Raw genomic sequence first — 19,839 nt, 5'->3', positions numbered from 1 at the left:
CACAACAAGAGCTGCCGAAACGACAACTCTTGTTCTCCATCTCTTGCTCTCCTTTAGTTTAGTAACGGTGAAATTAAAAAAGGTGCTACTAATTAAAGACAGCACCATACTCGAAATTTATTTGTTTAAATGTTCGTAGTCTAATACTTCTACCTTAAAACCATGACTACACCCAATTTTAGGACTATCACAAGAAGGATAAACCCTTAGTTTAACCAAGTCTTCCATATGTTCAAGTGGATTATTGTTGTCAGGAATTCGAATTCTTAAAGAAATATCATAAGAATGATTGTTGTTATAAACAATATTTACAATCCTCTGTTGCTCCCAGCTAAAAGATGAAGCATCTTTTACTCCATACTCTTTTATTACCCTTTTATCAATAGCTGGAAATATAATATCCCAAATAATATCTTCTGTTGAAACATACCAATCTTCTGCATACGGTTTAAATTCCTTTGGCTCTGGGGGGGTAGCATTAACTAAGTCACCAGTGACAGGCATTAATAAAATTGTAAGGAGAACAATTATTTTTTTCATGATGCTCACTCCCATAAATTTTTATTCTTAGTTTTCGCATATTTTATTAATATTACCCATAACACCAATAACCCTTTTATTCTAAACAAAGTGGTTTTTGTTGCGAAATGAGCAAACCTCCTTCGTTAACTCAATAAATAATAGGAGCTGTCATCGACAACTCCATTTTCCGCTAATGCTTCCGTTACTTCAAAAAAACTATTTTATGTTGTTCATTATTTTAGAGAACTTGCTATTTCTAACATCTCTTGTTCACTTAGTTCCTTACTAAAATTTTCAATGCTGTAACTGATTTCATCATCAACCCAAACAATTTTAATAAAATCCTTATCATCAAATACGCGTCCAATGTAACCTTGATTTTGATTTATTATTATTCGTTGTACGATATATGTATCAAAAAATCCAAATTCTAACAGTGAAGCATCTATTTCAAAATAGCTTTCACCATTCTTTGAATAGAATAGACGAATTATTTTATCCATCCCTTCTCCAAATACAACTGCTCGTTCAAACTCAACATTTTCTGGTAAACCTGATGGTAGTTTCGGTTCAAAAGGAAGATTCAAAAGTGCATCATCTATACTTTTGAACCACGTTTTATCTGTTGAATTGAGAGGCGAGAAAAAAATAATAAAACTAATACTAATTATAGAAAATATGAAAATTTTCCATCTCTTTTTGCTCCAGTTAGGTAAATGAATCATTCTTGTCCACCCTTAAATACATTTTTTAATTATTATAAAGCAAGGGTATCAAATATCACCACTGGGAAAATAAACCTCTTTAAATTAAGTAAATTAAACTTTTGTAAAGTGTGTGTATTAACAATTAAGTATTTTATCATGATAGACGCTTCACATAAAAACAAGCGTGTGCTCTCCTTTAACTCCTTTTTTTCAATTGTTATTTACAGAAACAAACCAAAACATTAAATCAGTTTTGGTTTGTTAATATATGCTTAACCTTAATAAACTGCTCATAGTAAAAAAGCGTATCTGCTTATAATAGAGACGCTCTTCAATAGTTTAATAAGAATTTCTTTATTTGTTCATAATAAGAGCAGCATTGAATGGAGGATTTTTATGAAAAAAAGCCTTTTAATATTGGTTGCTTGCTTACCTCTTTTCTTTTATACCCCTGTTAAAGCCGAAACCGTAACTAAAAACGATGTGGAATTGCGCGATGATGTAATCCTCAATTTGCTTTTTCCATCCATCGACAAAGCAATCGAAAAACATTTCGGCAAACCTAAGCAGTATTATTGCGAACAGATTCTTCAAATCAAAAAGAAGGTAGAACACAAAACCTACCGCTACTTCAATGTCACCGTGCAGCTAACAACATTTGAAGGTGCTCACGATTTTCCATATGATTTAGTTACTCTCACTTTTAGTAATAAAAATAGTATGGAGTGGCGGGCTATTGATGTCAAAAGCAGAACGTTAAAGCCAAACGAAATAACTAAATGCAAGCATCCTATGTAAGAATAATGCTTTTTCTTCGGGAATATTCTTCAACTAAACTGCGGCTCATTAATACAATAAACAATAGGAGTTTTGCCATCGACAACTCCTTGTCTGCTCTTGCATTCGTTACTCTAATTTAATTATGTTTTTTTATTAATTGAAAATAAAAGAATTAAAGATGCCACAATCCAAAAAATTGGAATTCTATCATAATGCAAAAACCCGATATAATGTACATCATAATAAGGTAGTAATATCCAAATATAAACAAATAATATTTGAGCAATGATAACTCCTTTTGGTACAAACCTATGAAACACATACAATATACCGTAGAAAACCACTAACCAAATCAATAAGAAAAACTGACTAATAAATAAATCGAACATCAATCTCCTCTCCTTTTCCTACTTCTTTTTGTATCCTTACAAATACAGTATAAATTAATATCTACACTAAACCTTATTAAACATTCTTACACCGTTAGCAGAATAGCAATAGACAGTTATCGCAACCCGTTAATTTTATAAACTTTTAAAATTCCCTTTATTTAAGGTCAAAGCGAGCTATTTCCTCTTCCTCAACATAAATAACCAATGTTACTTCCATAGCATTTTTAACTAATTCATCTATTTCGTCTTGAGTTGGAACAATTCTCATTTCTGGATTTTCTTTTGGTGCACCTAATTCAAAATCAAAAGTATATTTCCCTTCTTGTTTTGGTTGAAGAATCGGAGTTCCGGTTTTTGACACACCTAAATATGCTTGTGCTCTTCCTTCTTCAGTAAATATATTAACTCCCATTATCTCTTCAATAATAGTGATTAATTTATCTTTAGGTTCAATTATTAGTTCTATTCCATCGTCATAAGTAAAAGTTTGACTATTAGGCTTCTCAGTTCCTCCAACAGTTTTCGTTCCAATATTCTTTAATACAAAATCATAACTAAGCGCAATTGGCTTTATAAATTCACCTTCCATCTCACCAGCAGTAATTTCGATTTCTCCAGTTCTATCATCTCTAATATCTACTGTTGAATTAATTAATTCTAATGATGATTTGTTCGAGCATCCAGTCAAAATTATTAAAATTACTATAAAAATACCTGTGAAAATTCTCATAAAATCCCCCCTCATTACTTAAATTTTATCATTACCTGGTTAAAATTTACATTTGTTTTTTAACTAACCTCGTTAACACAATAAACAATAGGAGCTGCCATCGACAACTCCTTGTTCCGCTCTTGCTCTCCGTTAGTTCGAGTTTTTCTTTACTATTTCATCAATAACTTCCATTCTATATTTGTCACTAATTTCTTGATTATCTTTTAGTTCATATTCTTCTTCAAGTAACGGATATAACTTCTCACCGATTGCCCATCTTACATAAATATGTCTATCAAAGATGTAAAAAAATTCATCAATACTGTACCCTAATGCATCTGAAAGATAAAAAAGTATTTCAAGCTCTTCTTGTTCAGAAGAAAGTTGTTCATCTTTTATAGGATTTAAAGTCATTTCTATAATTTCCTGTAATCTTTCTTCGTCTAACTCAACCCCATATCTTTCAAAAGCTAAATCTTGCCACGTTTTTTCATATAACATTCTCAATTGACTATCTTCATACACTTGTTCTTTAACTTCTATTTCTTTACCAGCAGATCTAGAAGTTAAAAAAGAACGAACAAACCAATCTTTTTCTTCGCCTTGGAGACCTAATGAAGCAGCTTCATTTATCGCTTCGTCAATATCTCCTTTTTCTATCTCTAAATCACCAGTTAATTCAGTAATCTCAATCAACTTTTCCCTTAATACCTTTTGCTCAGAAGTATCAGAGTTATTATTACAGGCACTTAATAATAAAATTGAAAATAGCAATAGTAGTCCCTTTTTTATCAAAATTTTCCCCTCCTTATCTTGAGTTAACCTGTTTAATCGTTAAAGAAGCGATAGCCCTGTTCTGCTATCGCCCCCGTTCAATAATCTTTATTTTCGTAAATTTTTTTTTTCTAATTCTTCCACACGTTTTTTTAATAACTCAATATCTTCCTTTTCTTGTTTTGAACCTTTATTTATTTTCTTAAATACTTTATATAAAGAGTAAATTACTAAAAAAATAATAGCAAAAAAAATAAGTAAATTAACTATAATGTCAAACCAATGAATTTCATACACCATTTAACACCTCCATAAAATACTTAATTACTGCTTTAATTTTGAATAAGCGATTGTTGTTATCGATCCGTTAATTTATGTGTTATCTTTCACATTCTTACAATTAATCGAAACGGAAATTTAAAAAGTTACCAATAAGTCCGATTAACGGTGATAGTACAAGGATTAAAAATAACCCTGTGAACATGTATTTTAAATATTGACTTTTATTTATACCTTCTCTTAATTCCCATAAACCTAATGTAATGAAATATACACCAATCATAATCGACAGAAAAGGAAGAATAATTACTAAGCCGCCCATTTAAACACCCCCTCAATTACATTTTAACAGTTATTTCCTATTAGTGACTAAGAAAAAGGCAACCCCCTGCTTATTAAAGGATTGCTCTCCGTTAGAATAACAAATTATAATTTTGAACCACACCACGGACAAAAATCAATTCCTATACTTGAAGAACCACCATCATGAATTATCAATCCGTAGTCATTATCTTTTTCATCGAATATGATTATTTTATTAGGACAGTCAAAGGGATTTTCATGAATATCACACTTGAAATTTGCATGTTAATCCATACCCTCACAACAATGTTTTTTCATATTTCACTTCTCCTTGTAAAAGTCAAGCTCCCTATAGTTAAATAACACTTCATCACTTATTTCAATTTTATCATTCAGTCCCTTTTATTTGGTAAAAATCGCAAAAAAGAGCTGCTTGATCACTAAGTAATCTTCAGCTCTTGCCCCCGTTACTTTAAAGAAACTTGGAGTTCTTTAGAAACCTTATTCATTTTTTCTGCTAATTCTTTCGGAGATTTTTCAAAAACATCTGTTGATTTACCATCATATTTAAATTCACTCAATATTAAATCGAGGTTTTCCATATAATCTTCAAGACCTTTTATATCACCTTCTGTAAGTTTATTATTAAATGTATTTTCATATACAATAAACATTGCCGATCCACCCATGGAATTTAAATCAATTATGATTCTTGGAACATCTATTCCTTCATACATTAGATGGCTTCCGATATTTGTTGCATTTCCTAGTAAAAGAATATTACTATCATTTATACCCTGGGCTCTTGAAATATGTAATAAAAATTCATAATCACCTGTTTCTTCCCTTGTTTCCAAGGCTCTTTCTAGCGTATCAAATATTCTTTTTTGATTATCGAGATATTGTAACATAATGCCACCAATAAGATCCTGATGCTGCTGGTGATTTTTGTATAAAGATATTCCAAGCACCATACCAACAATTATCAAAGAAATAATACAAAATTTTTTCTTATTCATCATTTTGTCCTCCAAAGGTTGTTGTCCTATAACTAATATAACAAACAATATGCACAATAGTTGTGGTACTTTCTTCCATAATAAAAAGCGTTCCTGTTATTACAGAAACGCTCCCGTTGAAGAATATCTTTATGAATTTGTAGTGAATTTCAAATATTTATTACCTAAGATAACTATGTTTATATTCCATCTTGGATGCATAACTAAATTGTCGTTTTCATCAAATTCTAAAGCCATATGAATTTCATCATCTTCAGTTGTAAGAATAGCCATTCTTTTATTTTGCATATCTATATAAGGCTTTAAACCTTCTACCATTTCTATTTTCCAATCAAAAAAGTTCATCATTTTGCCTCCATTTTCTCAATTATATCAATAACATATAAAATATTTTAGCCAGTTCTTCTATCACTAAAAAGCTTGTTTGTTTAATAAGATTATAAACATCACTATGTATAAATATAATGTCACATTCATCCTAGTTGTAATTAATTACATCATTGTGTTTATCATACACACATACATCCTTGCAGCCTTTCCCCCTAAATACAAAATACAAGTTTCCAACTGGAAAAATAACGTGTCAACTTATCAAGCGTAAACTGAATCAATCTATTAAGCGATCACAAACCGATTCCATTTAATCCGTCGATCATTTTTTACCTTTATTTATCTCCTCAAGGAGCTCTATAATTCTTTTATTTTGATTTGATTGTTCTTTTAATAACCCTACTATTGTACCTACACCGATTACGATAAGTAGTAGTATAACCCACATGTAGTATCACTCCATTAAAAACATTGATTTAAATAAACTTTTTGTACAATAATTCTTATTTGAATAACTTATTTAATAGTTGTAATAAAATTGTCATTACAAACCCAAAAAGAACTAAATAAATCTGAACAGCCCTTTTCTAGTAATCTTATCTTAAAAAATTATTATTCAATATCCTCGGAACGAAAAATACCAAATGGCTTGCCTAAGCTTTCGATAAAATAGATATATATAATTTGATTGATCCCATTTTCAAAATTAAAAGTCCCATAATCATTAGTGTGGATTGTAATTACGCGGACATAGTCATCATATTCTTCAATTCTACTTATCATTCTATTAGGCTCTAATAACATAAGAAATGTCTTGTTTTCAAACTCAAATGTATGTAAACCGCCATCTTTTTCTTTAATTTTCTTTTCAAAATACTCTTTTACATGGTCAGGAGTTCCATCATTAAGATGAACCATATTTTGTGAAATAGACTCGATATAATTTGATTCTTCATTCAATTCCAGATTACATCCACTCAACACTAATAATATTAATATGATAAAAAAAACGAATATGCTATTTTTCAATGCAATCGTTACCTTCCAAGGCAAATAATTATAATAATGAATTGATATACATATTTCAACAGCTGCACTTCTTTAACATCCGTTTTACAATATATTACATTTAATTTCTTCATCCCTGTGTCATAAAAATCCAATTTAATAGTGTGAATAAAAGTATGCTAACAAAAATCGCTAATAAGATCATTAAAAATCGCTTCAAGTTGCCACTCCCTTTTTTAAAACATCTTCTAATTCCAAAACTCCCCCCTTTAAACCCTTTACTGTAAATACGTAAAGATCCATAGAAACGTTCCAATATTCAATAAATTGATCTTATTCGTTATCCTTAAGTTAATCTTGAACAATGCTACTTTTATAATGATAGAATAATATTCGAACAGGAGTAATTACATCGGACTGCTCTTGCTGTTCAAGTAATGCTCGTTAGTAGAATAAAAAATAGCATCCCCTATTTCGGAATGCTGATTTGATTACGATACAATTTTAAATGTTTTTAAGGACCAGTCTCAACGGCTAGTCTATTTTCCTATTTTCCCTACCTTTACAGGATTGCCCCCGTTAGCAAAATTTAACAGCCTAATTGCTATTTAACTCTATTTATTTAGAGGTATTTCCGCAACTACTTTTACACCATCCATAATTATTAAAGTTGCATCCAATGCCGTTTCTTTAATTTCTTTAAAATCAGTATCTTTTTTCCCTTTTATTTTTATTTGATATTCTGCATGGAATTGACCTTCTTCTCCTGGTTCTAAGAACCCTCTTTCACCACCACCCCTGTGTACCATTTTCTTATATTTAGTGTCTTGTACCATTTCCATATGGTCAGCTAAACTAGAATTTGGTCTCACTGCAATATTTAAAGCTAACTGATGGTGTCCAGGATAATCTTCATTTCCACCAACTCTACTTTTTCCAAGGTTTTTAATTTTAAAATCATAACGTAATACACGTTCAGGTTTAATAATTGTGATCTCTACATCTGTTACTTTAAGGTTAATGTCATTTGAATCAAGTCCAACTAAAGTAACTAAAGCAAAACACATAATCAATAGTAATAATAACCGTTTCATCAAAAGCCTCCAAATCCTTTTTGATTAGAGTCCCGCAGCATTATATAATATATACATTTTTTTACATACCATTCTTTCTTCACTTTAAACATTACCATTATTGCGATAATGCACCCGTATCACAATAAAAAAAGGCACATCCAGTGCCTTTATTGAACTCGTCAACCGCCTTCTATACAAGTAACTTCAGAGCTTCCAATGGATTTATTTAGGTCAGAAATCAATAAATCTAACTCTTTATCTTGAAGATGTTCTTTTAGTGCTTTATTAGAACCAACAGGGATGTCGTATTTATTAAACACTTCTATTGTTTTGTCCCAACTATTTGCAATACCTGATACGGGCATTTCAATTGTGATAACCACTTATCCCACCTCCATGAACATTATTGTTACTCTTAGTTTAACATGATTTATGAACTGTCTTGCCACGTTACCAGAATAACCGACAGCTGTTGTTACGCTATCGCTTACCGTTAGCATTCAAGAGATAAATATATCTAACTGAGGGAGTTCAACAACATTATTTAGACTTTAATTTTGTTATTAAATACAGCACAATATAATTAACTAAACAACTAATAATAAAAGCAATTCCGTAATACAGCACTCCAAAAATTTGAGAAAAACCATCTGTGGCATAGATAAAGAACCACCATATGCTGACAATTGCATAAAGCAGTAATCCTATTAAAGTTGATTGAAGGAAAGATTGGCGTAAAGAGTTTGTTTTAAACATTTTCATTATCCCAAAGGCGATAACTAAAACAAACAAAATGCTCATTACTCCAAAAAATAAAAAAGTCTCATTCATAAAAAATCACCCTTACTAAATATTTGGTAAAGTCCTTTTAAATATAATCGTTATTGAACTGAGAGACACCAACTTTAATATGTCTTCAATACAATAAAAAGGTCAATAATTCCTTTGAAAATTCAACATTGTTCTGTAATGTTGGCTTTTCCTCCCATGATTATCACCTATCTCTATAGAATTTTAAATATTTTAAAGACGTCCAAACTATAGTTACATAAATCCTAGTTAATAATATAGGTTCAACAAAAAGAACACCAACTCATGAATTAGAAGAATCAAGCAATAGATGATCTTACTTGAGAAATTTAATGAAAGATATTTTTATTTAATACCACCCCAATCCCCCCTTTTGCCTATATATACATATTGAAAGGAGGGATTATTTATGGATGGAGTTTTAGTAGCATCTCGTTTAACACTTACTTTTGAGATTGGTACAACCGGTACTGGAGACCCAATCTTTCGCAACAAGAATTTTAACAACATCAAGACACTAGCTAGTGATGAACAACTAAGAAATACAGGAATAGCACTAGCAACACTTCAAAAGCATTCATTGGAAAAAATGGATCGCAGCAACACTATTTCACTTTAAGCCTGAATGATTCTCTAGGAAAGGAGGATATCTAAAATGACAAAGCGATTAGAATTAGTTTTTGTAAATCAAGCAGGTGCCAATGTAACAATTGCACTTGATGACCCAATTGAGCCAGTAAACCCTGGTTCCGTTAGTGCAGCGATGGATCAAGTTATTTTACAAAATGCTTTTACATCAAGCGGTGGCGAACTGGTTAGTAAAAAGGCAGCAAGAATCGTAGAGCGCAATGTGGCAGACGTTGAGATCTTATAAAAAATAGAGGGGCAACCCTCTATTTTATTTATACGCAAAGGAGGGCAATATCATGGAAGTTTGGTTACCATTAATCAGTGAATACGGATTTCCTATTGTTGTAACATTATATTTGTTACACAGGGTAGAAAAGAAACTAGAAGCGGTTAATCAATCGGTTATCGAATTGCCGGAGAAAATTACACAGCAAATCTACTTCCGTAACAACGAACAAAAAAAGTCAGTAATGTAGGGTACAACAGAAAGGCCAATTGGTATTGGTCTTTTGTTAATTACGATAGAATGTTTAGTTTTTTCAAAATAATGGCGGTCAGGGAGTGTACCTCTTCTTCCACTACATAACTTTTTCGACCATATAAAGGCATTCTTCCTAAAAGTGATGACGATTGGTGCATGTTACTATACATTGAAATGTTCCGGCCATTATATAATTAATCTTCCTGTAAGGTAGCTCGTCGTCAGTCGCCTTTGGCCGGTTGACGATAAGAAAGTGCAATCATTTGTGCCACAAACATGCTTTGTAGTTAATGAACTAACACTAAAAATAGATAGACAATGCATTAGTCAACCATCCTTTTTTCGAACCACCATGACCACAACTTGACCACATTTTGACCACAAACTCTTATAAATTAGATATATAACATTAGATTAATAAGACTGGAAAATGCACTATATTATCGATAATATAGTGTTTTTTGGGGGTATTTAGTACACGTTGGAAGGGGCTACTTCACATTGACAGGGTAGAGGTCACTGGTTCGATCCCAGTACGGGTCACCATACATATAACAGCTAAAACCCTTGTATATCAAGGGTTTTTCTTTTGTGGTTTAACTGGTAATATTTGTAATATCATAACTAAGTGTAAAATTACAAACAAATTGCAAACCTTTCTCTTACTAAAGTGTTAAATTGGAGTTTGAACGAGCATTTATTATAACTATAAGGGCCCATTTGTTTAATAAGATGTGACTAACAAGAATATAATTACCCTACCGAAAAAGGTCTAAGGGAAGAAAAAACAGACCTTCAGATGTGAAGGCCTGTTCTTCTTTCTCTCCCAAACACGTTTGGTGGCACTAATGATTGCACTTTCTTATCGTCAACCTGCCAAAGGCGACTGACGACATTCTATCCATGTAATTACATGAAGAATCATAACTTATTGAAAAAAGTATAGTTCTGCCACTTGTAAGGACCGTACTAGAAAAGGACCTTAAAACGATCCAAAATTCTCCGTTTAAAATAAAAGGTCCTTACATCCAATTAGTCGATCACGCACTGTTAATACTTAGTAAAGAATCGCGTAGTATTAAGCAAGAGGGATAAAGGTAGTTAAAGGTTTAAATGACGGTACTTTCAGTAGGTATGAATATTTTAACAGAGGCTATCATGGTGAATTAAACTACTTAAATGCTGAACTCCGTAACAAAACGACACGTATGATTGAAAAATATTTTTTAAGCCAGTTCAAAGAACAGTAAAGTCACATTGTCTACTCAACAACATATCAATCCGGAAAAACGGACAACACACACTGCTGCCCGTTGCAATTGCTTTTCCAATGTATAACGAGAAACATTCACATTGATTTGTCTATGATCACTTACAACAACTACAGCTAGATTTTCATCCTTCCTATCACTTTCGATTGCTCTGATGTGATGATAGAAGAACCAGTGACATTCATACTGCGCTGCTGAATGAGTAGGAATTGCATAAATTTTTCTTACAGGATCAATCGGGATCGGAACTTTTTGCTTAACTCCCGTAGTATGCATGACTGTCCTTCTTCTCCCCTCATAAGGATTACAGCCACAAGAAAGTACCATCACTCCCATGTTCTTTACCAGCAGTTGCCACGAAATTTACCACTTGCTGTCACGTATTTAACAATTGTAAAACTCAAGGATTTTAAAGTGAAAAAGCCTAATATTCATTATTTTTACCGAGGAATTAGGCTTTGGGTCTTTCGCAATCGACCCGATTGTGGAAGATCATTTTCTATTGAATAGTATATTTGTACTGTGCAGCAAATGACTTGTGTTCAAGGAAGGTGTGCTAATTTTTTTATAGTTCGGGCTTACTTTCAACAATATCAGAATAACATCCGGATCTTTAGTATAAAAAAATGCACTATATCATTATATTGTCCCCGCCAATTGCATAATAATTTATTTTTTGTAAAAAATAGAATTAATATTATAGTGGGATTTTTTGACATAGAAAATTTATGTATAACTTATCAGATAAAGGAGAACCATGCAAAACCATAATTCTTTCCGGATCTCTACATTTGAATTCTCATTGACTTTTGTTTCATTAAATTTAGGCAGTATCATTCTATTTCTTCCTAGAGGTTTGGCTAAAGAACTAGAGACACCAGATGGATGGATTTCTCTTTTGATAAATGGAGTCATTATGCTCCTGCTTATTACCCTTTATACTCGGTTGCAACAAAACTTTCCCGAAAAAAATTTATTGGAATTTATGAGAACTGGATGGATGGGGAAGTGGATCACACCAGTATTTAGTATTATTTTCATCGTCCATAATCTAATTATAATAGCTTTAGTAACGAGGATTTTAGTAATTACAACAAATAATTTTCTATTAGAAAATACTCCGGCCGAGGTGATTGCTGCAGTCTTTTTATTGACTGTAGCATATAGTGTATCTAAAGGTGTCCAAGGCGTTTTTCATATTAATTTAATGCTCTTTCCGATTGTCTTATTTGTGTTAGTTGTATTGTTTTTAATGACTAGCGCAGACTTTGATTTTCACGAACTTACTCCAATTTTATCGGAGGGATTCTCTCCAATCTTAAAAGGAGCCCTCAATACATCGCATCCATTTGTTGGTGGTATTTATTTTTTTTTCATGTTAATGACTTATTTAAGAAAAGAGGATCTTCGCCCATTACCGATCAACTTAGTTTCATTGATAATTCCGTTAACCTACATAACTATTATTGTTTTGTGTTACGGTGTATTAGGCTTTGAAATTAACAAATTCACAACGTTCCCATTAATGGAAGTTGTCAAATCAATCGAAATTCTAGAGGGGGTTCTTGGCCGTTTTGATCCTGTTTTTTTAACAGTCTGGATTATCGCCCTTTTTACAACAACATCACTTTCTACTTTAATTACAGTTCTCATCATTAACAACGAGTTTTTCAAAAGTAGTAAGAAAAAACAAACCTGGCTAATGCCAATCTTAATATTTATTGTTTTTAACATCACTTTTAACCCAAATAACCTTAGTGAGGTTGAACAGTATTCTCGTGATCTGCTTGTAAGTTTAGGGTTTATATTAACGAGTATCGCAATAGGTTATGGGTATCTAACGGTATGTTTTAAAAACAAAAAAAGTACTACCGATTCCTAAATCTATTTACTTATATAACAGGACATTCCTTATCAATTAATGGTCCGAAAGATAATTACCGTTTAATAGAGGAATTTGTTTTTGGATTAAAGCGCTTATTCGTAATTTGTCTGTATCGGTCGAAAAATCGATAAATCAAAATATCCTTATTAATTCAACTGTATTTAGCAATCAAACACCACCGTGATAAAAAAAATTTCACTAAGTATACTTCCTAGTTTATTAACAGAGAATTGATATTGTCTTTACGCCTTATTTTATATACAGTTAAATTTAAATTTTTACGGCCACTGGATGTCTCTTATCAAATTTATAAATATATAGGTAAGACTGCTTTTGATATTCTATTAAGTAAAATTAATAACCTTGACTATATAAAACATATTGAACTTCCGCCTACTTTAATTACTCGGAAGTCATGCGGTTGTTAAAAATTGAAAAGTTAACTCCGTACTACCACCCGATTATTGAAGTTGCCCAAAAACATAACTTAATGATCGGTATGCCGGCATGATTACAGTAACTATTGTTGTGTACCTATCAAAAATAATATTTGTATAAGTAATTTGTACAATTAGAAAAGAGGCATCTCAAAGTTAGTTAATTAATGAGGTGCCTCTACTACTAATTATTTTTACGACTTAAATAAAAGGAAAATTTTAACTGAAAAGTTGATCATGCATGAACACCTGATTTGACATAGTTACACAAATTACCGATCTGCTCTATTTCAACAACTACAATATCTCCTCAAGAAAGGAAAGCGCCTGATTGTTAAAATTTATAAGGTTATTTTTATCTCTAGTTAGAGGCCTTTTCGTTGTTGTTCCTGGTTAGAAAGAAAAACATCCATAATTTCCGGATCGAATTGCAAACCTTTGTTCTCTGCCATTTCATTTAGAACATAATCTACACTGAGTTCCTTTCTATATATGCGTTTAGAAGACATTGCATCAAATGTGTCTGCCACAGCAACTATTCGTGCAAATAATGGGATTTCCTCCCCTTTTAACCCCGACGGGTACCCTTTGCCATCGTACCTTTCATGATGATATAGAACAATATCTAACACTCCATCATGTTTAAAACTTTCAACGTGTTTAATCATTTCATAACCTACTACTGGGTGAGATTTTATTATATTATATTCTTCATCTGTTAATTTCCCAGGTTTATTTAATATAGATTCAGGAATACCAATCTTACCAATGTCGTGTAATAAGCTTCCAATACGAATAATTTCACATTGTTTTTTAGACAAATTCATTTTTTCAGCTATTTCTACAGCATATGTTGCTACTTTTTCAGAATGATGCTTTGTATAAGAATCTCTAGAATCCAAAGCATTAGAGAGAGCAGTAGTTAATTCTATTGAATCTTTTTTAATTTTGTATACATTCTTCATTAATCCAACTGAAATGAATGTGATTAATAAATAAGTGAACAAAAAGACTAGAAAGCCTATAACGCTAGGTACAGGTTCTGGTATAAGGAAAAACCTACTTATAACCACCAAACTAGCGGCCATGATAATAAACCAAGTAGGTTTATTATAGAAACCGATCCCTAAAAATATTGTACAAAGGATATAAAAAACAAATAAATGATCATTATTTTCAATAATAAATCCGTTAAGCACAATACTGATCAGCAAAAGGATAAAAAAGCCATATCGAAAATAAATTGGATTATAAAGCAATACATCGAATTTTTTAAACATAGTGCCTCCGTTGTTATGTATATAAGTACTCTCTTTTGCACATAGTTCTTCTGCTTAACGGAAAATTGTGACGCAAAGCTATTTGGCCTCAATTAGTTGAAATTATAATGCTATCCAGCTACCTTTTGGACAAAAGAAAACACACCTTGTACATATAAAGTGTGCTATCTCTTATTTAAATATGTAAAAATAAGGAATTTAATATTACTCGTTAAATACCGAATTCCTTACACTTAACATTAAATCCCATTATCCCTAAAGTGTTCTTAAATATCACAGTAATTAACGCAACTTTTGGCATATGAAATGGCAGCAGGACAAAACTTATGTGTTCTCGCCAAAAGGCACACTACAACTTCTAATGATTTTAGTGTAAATTCTAATAAAACCTTGAAATAACAACAAAAACAAGCGTACCAAATCATTACGAAATGGTACGCTGTTTTTGTTGCTACTCGTTATTTTCTCTCCAAAACTAAACCCGTTATCTTTTTTATTCAGCTTCTTACTTTATTGACTTTTTAGACACACTTTTATTGAGACGCCATATGTTTTACGATTACTTTGTAGAATTTTTTTGTGCCATCTTCAGCGACGACGGTATAAACAACCGGGTTTTGGAAATCGTTTTTGGTTATGCCGCTTTTTTGGATAACGCGATCAACTTCAACAACAGCAGAAGGTGAATGTGTGAATGTTGCTGTTAAGTCAGTTAAGTCTACATCTGTAGGAAGTTCAACAGTGACATAGTTCCCATCAATTTTTCCTTCTACCCCAGCTACTTGGAAGGAAAGTAAGTCATTTTGGAAGCTTTTTGCTTCTTCTAAACTTATTTTTTCAACGATAAGAGCATTGTCTTTTTTATATAACACAATCATTTCATTGTTTTTCGAAAATACTTTTCGAACGTCATAATAAACAAATGAAAAGAGTGGTGAATAGATTTTTTCAAATGAATCTAGGTTATAGACCCCATTTTTACCGATGGCAATATTAAAATGAGCATTTGCCGCATAGATCGGTTCAGGGAATGTGCCTTTTAACATTGTCAAATCATCGGCACTAAATACGAATTCTTTCGAAATGACGATTCGCTTATCTTCTAATAAAAGAATCGGTGCATCAAGTGGATCACGAAGAAGTCCTGGATAGCCAATATTTGTCTCAGCCACTTTTACCATTTCGTCACCATTCATATAATATTTATAGATATTACTTCCAGCCCATCCAGCTCCCCATCCGTATTGATGCCAATAATAGAAGAAGTCGCTGTTTTTCGAAAAGGCCATAGCTCCTATGGAATCAATTTCTGGAATGGTTACAGGACGATAAGTGTAAGCATCAAAAACAAGCAGTTTAGGTGCCCATGTGTCTATAACAACGAAAATTTTATTATTTTTGTTATAAATATGTCGATGTGTATCATCATAGTGGGTTCCCGCAAACGGTTGTGTTTTCGCATGATACTCCCATTCTTGGTGTTTAAGGTCAAAGACAGAAAATAGCGTTTCATCATCCATATTTACAATGTAAAGTTTAGTTCCATCCTCTGATAGGCTCATTTCGGAAGGAAAATGTGAAAGAGGATAAGACTGAAGCTCTTGTGTTTCATAATTTGCAATATACAGCTTCATGTTCGCTTTACTCACTACATAGATGATTGGTTCAATTGGATGTATCGCCGCATCAGTGATTGGAATGTTAAAGCCAATTCGTTCTATTCCCAGTTCGGGGTTTTTATCTTGCATACTATTTTTTACGATGACTGATTCGTAGTTTCCTATATTTCCAGCCTGATCCCTCACTGACATGGAAACATTAATTTTCCCATCCATAAACAAGGATCCATCATAAGAAAGTGTAGCTTGACCGTTCTCATTTGTTTTAACTGTATACGTTTTTGTTTTACTATCTTGAGATAATGTAACGTTCGCCATTAGATTCGGTTCACCGGTAAATGAGTAGGTATCCGAATTTTCATCCGTGTTCTGGTCTGTACAGCAAATAATTTTAGTGTCTTTTATTAATGCAATAGTTTTCTCTGTACCATTTTCCCCATTGTTATCTTTAATATAGAAAGAAAAATTCCAAATACCGTCTTCTAAAAACATCAGATCTTTTGTTATTGTAACTTCTCCAGCAGCTGTCGCTGTTGTAAAAGTGTCTGTAACATTATACACGGTGCCATTCTCAGAAACTATTGATTGCAAAGAAACGCTAGATCCAGGTTGGACTTTTCCTTCAAATGTAAATTCAGCTTGATTTCCCCCGTTAATAACTCCGTTTGTAAAAAGAATAGGGCCAACATGGTTGTCAGTTACTAATAAATCAAGTAAGCGTTTAAGGGCTACAACACTTTCCGCTCTTTTTGTGGAGTGATCTGGTCCAAAGGTATCATCTGGATATCCATTCATAATGCCTAATTCTGATACGAGTGTAATCGCTACTCTCGCCCAATCACGTATTTTTTCGCTATCTTTAAAATGAAGAGAACCATCAGCTGCTATATCAACATTTTTTTCGACATAATTAATTGCTCGAATAATTAATACAGCCATTTCTTGTCTTGTGATATTTTCATTTGGTTTAAAGGTTTTATCAGGATAGCCTTCGATTAATCCTTCCTTAAAAGCCATTTCTACAACTTCTGCATACCATTTGTCAATCTCAATATCCTTAAAATATGATTGGTCAATCTCAGTTGGTTCAATTTGGAGAATTCTCAGCAGTAATGCCGCAAATTCGGAACGAGTAACAGCTCTCTCAGGTTTAAATTCCTTCTCTGAAACTCCAGTTACTACACCTTTAACTTTCATTTCCAAAATATCGACTTTTGCCCAGTGATTTTTAATATCAGAAAAAATATACGGATCTTCACTTTCGCTATTTTCTGAAGCACGTACCGATACGATACACGTTTTTAGCTTGGTTCCATCAGCAGTCATAGCTGATATGATCGCGAGCCCGACACCTTTTGGAACTACTTGTCCCGTTTGTGAAACTGTGGCAATAGTGGGATCACTTGAATCCCAGATTACTTTGTTTGCAGATGAGTGACCATTTGAAAATAAGGGTTGTAATTTTGCTTTTTCATTCATTACCATCGGTTCCTGTGGTCTGAAGTTCCCTTCGTTGTCTAATGTCATCAGTCCGACATTCACCATTTTGTAGACATCTGCTACATACCATTGATGAAGATGAAGATCAATATCATTAATTACTCGTCCCGTATTTTCTTGTTCGATCTTTAGAGCACGTGACATGGCAACAGCATATTCTGCCCTTGTAACCTCATGATCTGGTTTGAAGGTTCCATCAGCATATGTACCTAGAAGTTTGTACTCCAGCACAGTTGAAATTTCCTGGTAATAGGGGTGACTCTTCGGAACATCCTTAAAATTACTCTTCGATAAAAGTGGATTTAACCCCAGAGTATCAACAAGGTGATGCGCAAGATCAGCCCTCGTCATTGCATCCGGCTGATCTTCTAAGGTTAATTGCATAAACGTTTTATTTAAAGAAAACGTATTATATTCATTGGCATAGCCAACACCTTGAAAGGTTGAACTAATGAGGAGCAAAATTAACATTAAAGGAATAAGCTTATTCATGTTGTAAGTAATACCTCCCTTTCTTTATGTAGACACTAGACAAGCTCCTCTCGACAAGTGCCCTATTATTTATCAAAAATCTTAACTCATTCATTATAGTATAGTAATAGATTTATTTGGGATGGGAATACTTGGTGTATCGTGAGTAGAATACGTAGGACATGTCGTAAGCTAAGGAATTGGAAATCCATCCTCACTAAGTGAGCGGTAACCAACTTCCATGATTTTGCCCTCTATTTTTTATCCGATCGAGGGTTCTGAACATTACGAAAAAGTCAGATCAAAGCAATGCAATGATCTGGCTTTCCGTCTATGCCAATATCACATGAACTAGATGTATCCTAGTGTCATATATTTAAAATATTCAAAAAAATGTGCATATTCCTTCCTAAATTAAACAAATCGGTATACAATATACCAATAGCGTTAAAGGTTTACTAAACCATACCTTTTCCTACTTTATTTATTAGGAGGTTTCTGCTTGTGGGTGTATTTTTCTCATTATTAACAGCTGCTCTTTTCGCATTAGGAAATGTATACAACAGGAAAACAAACAAAAAGTTCAATGGGTTAGAAGCGATGGCATTAAATATTGCATTAATGGCTATCTTTTTCTTTCCGCTTAGTATTCTTATAAAAATCTTTCAAGGAACTCCTTGGCCTGACGTTACCACAATCATCTTATATGCTTTAGTTGGGATTATACATTCTTTCCTGGCTAGATGGGGGCTCTTTAATACCATTCGATATATTGGCCCTTCGCGAGCTAGTGTGATTAAAAATTCTGCTCCCGCTTTTACCGTTATTTTGGCTCTTATTTTTCTTCATCAATTTCCAACTACCTTATCTTTTATCGGTATATTGACCATTTTAAGTGCAATATGGCTGCTAGGCTGGCAAGAAAAAGAGCCAAAAAACACAAATGTGAATACTCTTGAACAAAATACAACATTTACGACTTGGCAAAAAGGAGTCGCATTAGGGATATTTGTATCCTTACTATTTGCTAGTGCTGACATCTTAAGGGCTGTATCAATGGAAAGAGTTTCTGATGTTATCTTAGCAACTGGAGTTTCAAGTTTAGCTGCATGGATAGCTTTAGCCTTTTATTTACTAAAGGAAGGTACTATAATTAAAACATATAAAAAACATTGGGGATCTATAGATAAAAACTTATTGTGGGCTACCCTTTTCTGGGGGTTGGCTGTCATCACTAATTTTATTGCTGTGAAGCATTTGTTTGTAGCTTATGTGACTGCTTTAATCGCAACAGCTCCTATCATGACAGCATTCTTTAGTTATTTATTATCGCGACATGATGAAAAATTCTCTAGATTATTTTGGTTCAGTACTGTTTTAATGATAATTGGTGCTATATTAGTTGTATTATTTAGGTAGGTTATTACTAGACTATCATCTCCCTACCTCAATTAAGCACGTAATCCCATTTTTCCTTTTTTAAAAAATAGCTATGTTAAAGTTTAATGTTGATTTTTGGCTCTTTCGTGTAAATTGCTAAATGCACACGTCTT

Annotated in this window: 22 protein-coding genes and 1 pseudogene; 6 read left to right on the top strand and 17 right to left on the bottom strand. The window is 32.7% G+C overall.

All coding sequences use genetic code 11. The features are described from left to right. Positions 1-117 precede the first annotated feature (117 nt). Positions 118-540, bottom strand: coding sequence for a hypothetical protein (locus ACJ2A9_RS17005; RefSeq protein WP_441422876.1), 423 nt, complete (start codon positions 538-540; stop codon positions 118-120). A 215-nt stretch (positions 541-755) separates the two neighbouring features. Then, on the bottom strand, positions 756-1,247 hold the full coding sequence (locus ACJ2A9_RS17000; RefSeq protein ID WP_441422875.1) for a hypothetical protein: 492 nt from the start codon (positions 1,245-1,247) through the stop codon (positions 756-758). A gap of 378 nt (positions 1,248-1,625) precedes the next feature. On the opposite strand from ACJ2A9_RS17000, the gene ACJ2A9_RS16995 reads away from it, so the two are divergent. Beyond that, positions 1,626-2,027: a DUF3888 domain-containing protein gene (locus ACJ2A9_RS16995; RefSeq protein ID WP_441422874.1), complete on the top strand. Its 402-nt coding sequence runs from the start codon at positions 1,626-1,628 to the stop codon at positions 2,025-2,027. A 528-nt stretch (positions 2,028-2,555) separates the two neighbouring features. On the opposite strand, the gene ACJ2A9_RS16990 is transcribed toward ACJ2A9_RS16995, so the two are convergent. From ACJ2A9_RS16990 to ACJ2A9_RS16935, 12 genes and pseudogenes are all read right to left on the bottom strand, one after another. Continuing rightward, entirely contained in the window at positions 2,556-3,131 is a 576-nt protein-coding gene (locus ACJ2A9_RS16990; RefSeq protein ID WP_441422873.1) for a hypothetical protein, read from the bottom strand. Between the two features lie 132 nt (positions 3,132-3,263). After that, positions 3,264-3,908 (bottom strand): hypothetical protein, encoded by a 645-nt coding sequence (locus tag ACJ2A9_RS16985; protein ID WP_441422872.1) that lies wholly within the window; start codon positions 3,906-3,908, stop codon positions 3,264-3,266. An 87-nt stretch (positions 3,909-3,995) separates the two neighbouring features. After that, entirely contained in the window at positions 3,996-4,187 is a 192-nt protein-coding gene (locus tag ACJ2A9_RS16980) for a FeoB-associated Cys-rich membrane protein (protein WP_441422871.1), read from the bottom strand. A 100-nt stretch (positions 4,188-4,287) separates the two neighbouring features. Then, positions 4,288-4,488, bottom strand: a complete 201-nt coding sequence (locus ACJ2A9_RS16975) for a hypothetical protein (protein ID WP_441422870.1) — start codon at positions 4,486-4,488, stop codon at positions 4,288-4,290. A 104-nt stretch (positions 4,489-4,592) separates the two neighbouring features. Continuing rightward, positions 4,593-4,739, bottom strand: a pseudogene (locus tag ACJ2A9_RS16970) (DUF6980 family protein); the annotation flags it as partial. Positions 4,740-4,936: 197 nt separating this feature from the next. Continuing rightward, complete coding sequence (locus tag ACJ2A9_RS16965) at positions 4,937-5,488, bottom strand: hypothetical protein (protein ID WP_441422869.1); 552 nt, start codon at positions 5,486-5,488, stop codon at positions 4,937-4,939. A gap of 129 nt (positions 5,489-5,617) precedes the next feature. Further along, the gene (locus ACJ2A9_RS16960) at positions 5,618-5,833 is read right to left on the bottom strand and encodes a hypothetical protein (RefSeq protein ID WP_441422868.1); all 216 of its coding nucleotides are present in this window, start codon (positions 5,831-5,833) and stop codon (positions 5,618-5,620) included. A 307-nt stretch (positions 5,834-6,140) separates the two neighbouring features. Next, a complete protein-coding gene (locus tag ACJ2A9_RS16955; protein ID WP_441422867.1) occupies positions 6,141-6,266 on the bottom strand; it encodes a hypothetical protein in 126 nt (41 codons plus the stop codon). Between the two features lie 164 nt (positions 6,267-6,430). Further along, positions 6,431-6,778, bottom strand: coding sequence for a hypothetical protein (locus ACJ2A9_RS16950; RefSeq protein WP_441422866.1), 348 nt, complete (start codon positions 6,776-6,778; stop codon positions 6,431-6,433). 662 nt (positions 6,779-7,440) lie between these two features. Beyond that, complete coding sequence (locus ACJ2A9_RS16945; protein ID WP_441422865.1) at positions 7,441-7,920, bottom strand: hypothetical protein; 480 nt, start codon at positions 7,918-7,920, stop codon at positions 7,441-7,443. 161 nt (positions 7,921-8,081) lie between these two features. Next, positions 8,082-8,285, bottom strand: a complete 204-nt coding sequence (locus ACJ2A9_RS16940; RefSeq protein ID WP_441422864.1) for a hypothetical protein — start codon at positions 8,283-8,285, stop codon at positions 8,082-8,084. 157 nt (positions 8,286-8,442) lie between these two features. Continuing rightward, the gene (locus ACJ2A9_RS16935) at positions 8,443-8,733 is read right to left on the bottom strand and encodes a hypothetical protein (protein WP_441422863.1); all 291 of its coding nucleotides are present in this window, start codon (positions 8,731-8,733) and stop codon (positions 8,443-8,445) included. 388 nt (positions 8,734-9,121) lie between these two features. Between ACJ2A9_RS16935 and ACJ2A9_RS16930 the strand changes: the two genes are divergently transcribed. The 3 genes from ACJ2A9_RS16930 to ACJ2A9_RS16920 are packed head-to-tail and all read left to right on the top strand — an operon-like array spanning position 9,122 to position 9,818. Beyond that, positions 9,122-9,331, top strand: a complete 210-nt coding sequence (locus ACJ2A9_RS16930) for a DUF1659 domain-containing protein (protein ID WP_441422862.1) — start codon at positions 9,122-9,124, stop codon at positions 9,329-9,331. Between the two features lie 36 nt (positions 9,332-9,367). Continuing rightward, positions 9,368-9,586, top strand: a complete 219-nt coding sequence (locus ACJ2A9_RS16925; protein WP_441422861.1) for a DUF2922 domain-containing protein — start codon at positions 9,368-9,370, stop codon at positions 9,584-9,586. A 52-nt stretch (positions 9,587-9,638) separates the two neighbouring features. Further along, positions 9,639-9,818, top strand: coding sequence for a YvrJ family protein (locus tag ACJ2A9_RS16920; RefSeq protein ID WP_441422860.1), 180 nt, complete (start codon positions 9,639-9,641; stop codon positions 9,816-9,818). A 1,270-nt stretch (positions 9,819-11,088) separates the two neighbouring features. Here ACJ2A9_RS16920 and ACJ2A9_RS16915 read toward each other — a convergent pair. Further along, a complete protein-coding gene (locus ACJ2A9_RS16915; protein ID WP_441422859.1) occupies positions 11,089-11,370 on the bottom strand; it encodes a competence protein ComK in 282 nt (93 codons plus the stop codon). 481 nt (positions 11,371-11,851) lie between these two features. On the opposite strand from ACJ2A9_RS16915, the gene ACJ2A9_RS16910 reads away from it, so the two are divergent. Further along, entirely contained in the window at positions 11,852-12,976 is a 1,125-nt protein-coding gene (locus ACJ2A9_RS16910) for a GerAB/ArcD/ProY family transporter (RefSeq protein WP_441422858.1), read from the top strand. A gap of 805 nt (positions 12,977-13,781) precedes the next feature. Here the strand turns inward: ACJ2A9_RS16910 and ACJ2A9_RS16905 are convergent. Both ACJ2A9_RS16905 and ACJ2A9_RS16900 read right to left on the bottom strand, forming a co-directional pair. Next, on the bottom strand, positions 13,782-14,696 hold the full coding sequence (locus tag ACJ2A9_RS16905) for an HD-GYP domain-containing protein (protein WP_441422857.1): 915 nt from the start codon (positions 14,694-14,696) through the stop codon (positions 13,782-13,784). Between the two features lie 533 nt (positions 14,697-15,229). Beyond that, the gene (locus tag ACJ2A9_RS16900) at positions 15,230-18,307 is read right to left on the bottom strand and encodes an S-layer homology domain-containing protein (protein WP_441422856.1); all 3,078 of its coding nucleotides are present in this window, start codon (positions 18,305-18,307) and stop codon (positions 15,230-15,232) included. A gap of 483 nt (positions 18,308-18,790) precedes the next feature. Here ACJ2A9_RS16900 and ACJ2A9_RS16895 point away from each other — a divergent pair, with 483 nt between their 5' ends. After that, complete coding sequence (locus ACJ2A9_RS16895) at positions 18,791-19,705, top strand: DMT family transporter (protein WP_441422855.1); 915 nt, start codon at positions 18,791-18,793, stop codon at positions 19,703-19,705. The last annotated feature ends 134 nt before the right edge of the window (positions 19,706-19,839 follow it).

Origin of the sequence: Anaerobacillus sp. MEB173, assembly GCF_052119505.1 — a bacterium.
GTDB lineage: Bacteria > Bacillota > Bacilli > Bacillales > JBJMAU01 > JBJMAU01.
The sequence above is the reverse complement of the archived record's forward strand: the minus strand, read 5'-3'. Positions and strand labels throughout refer to the sequence as shown.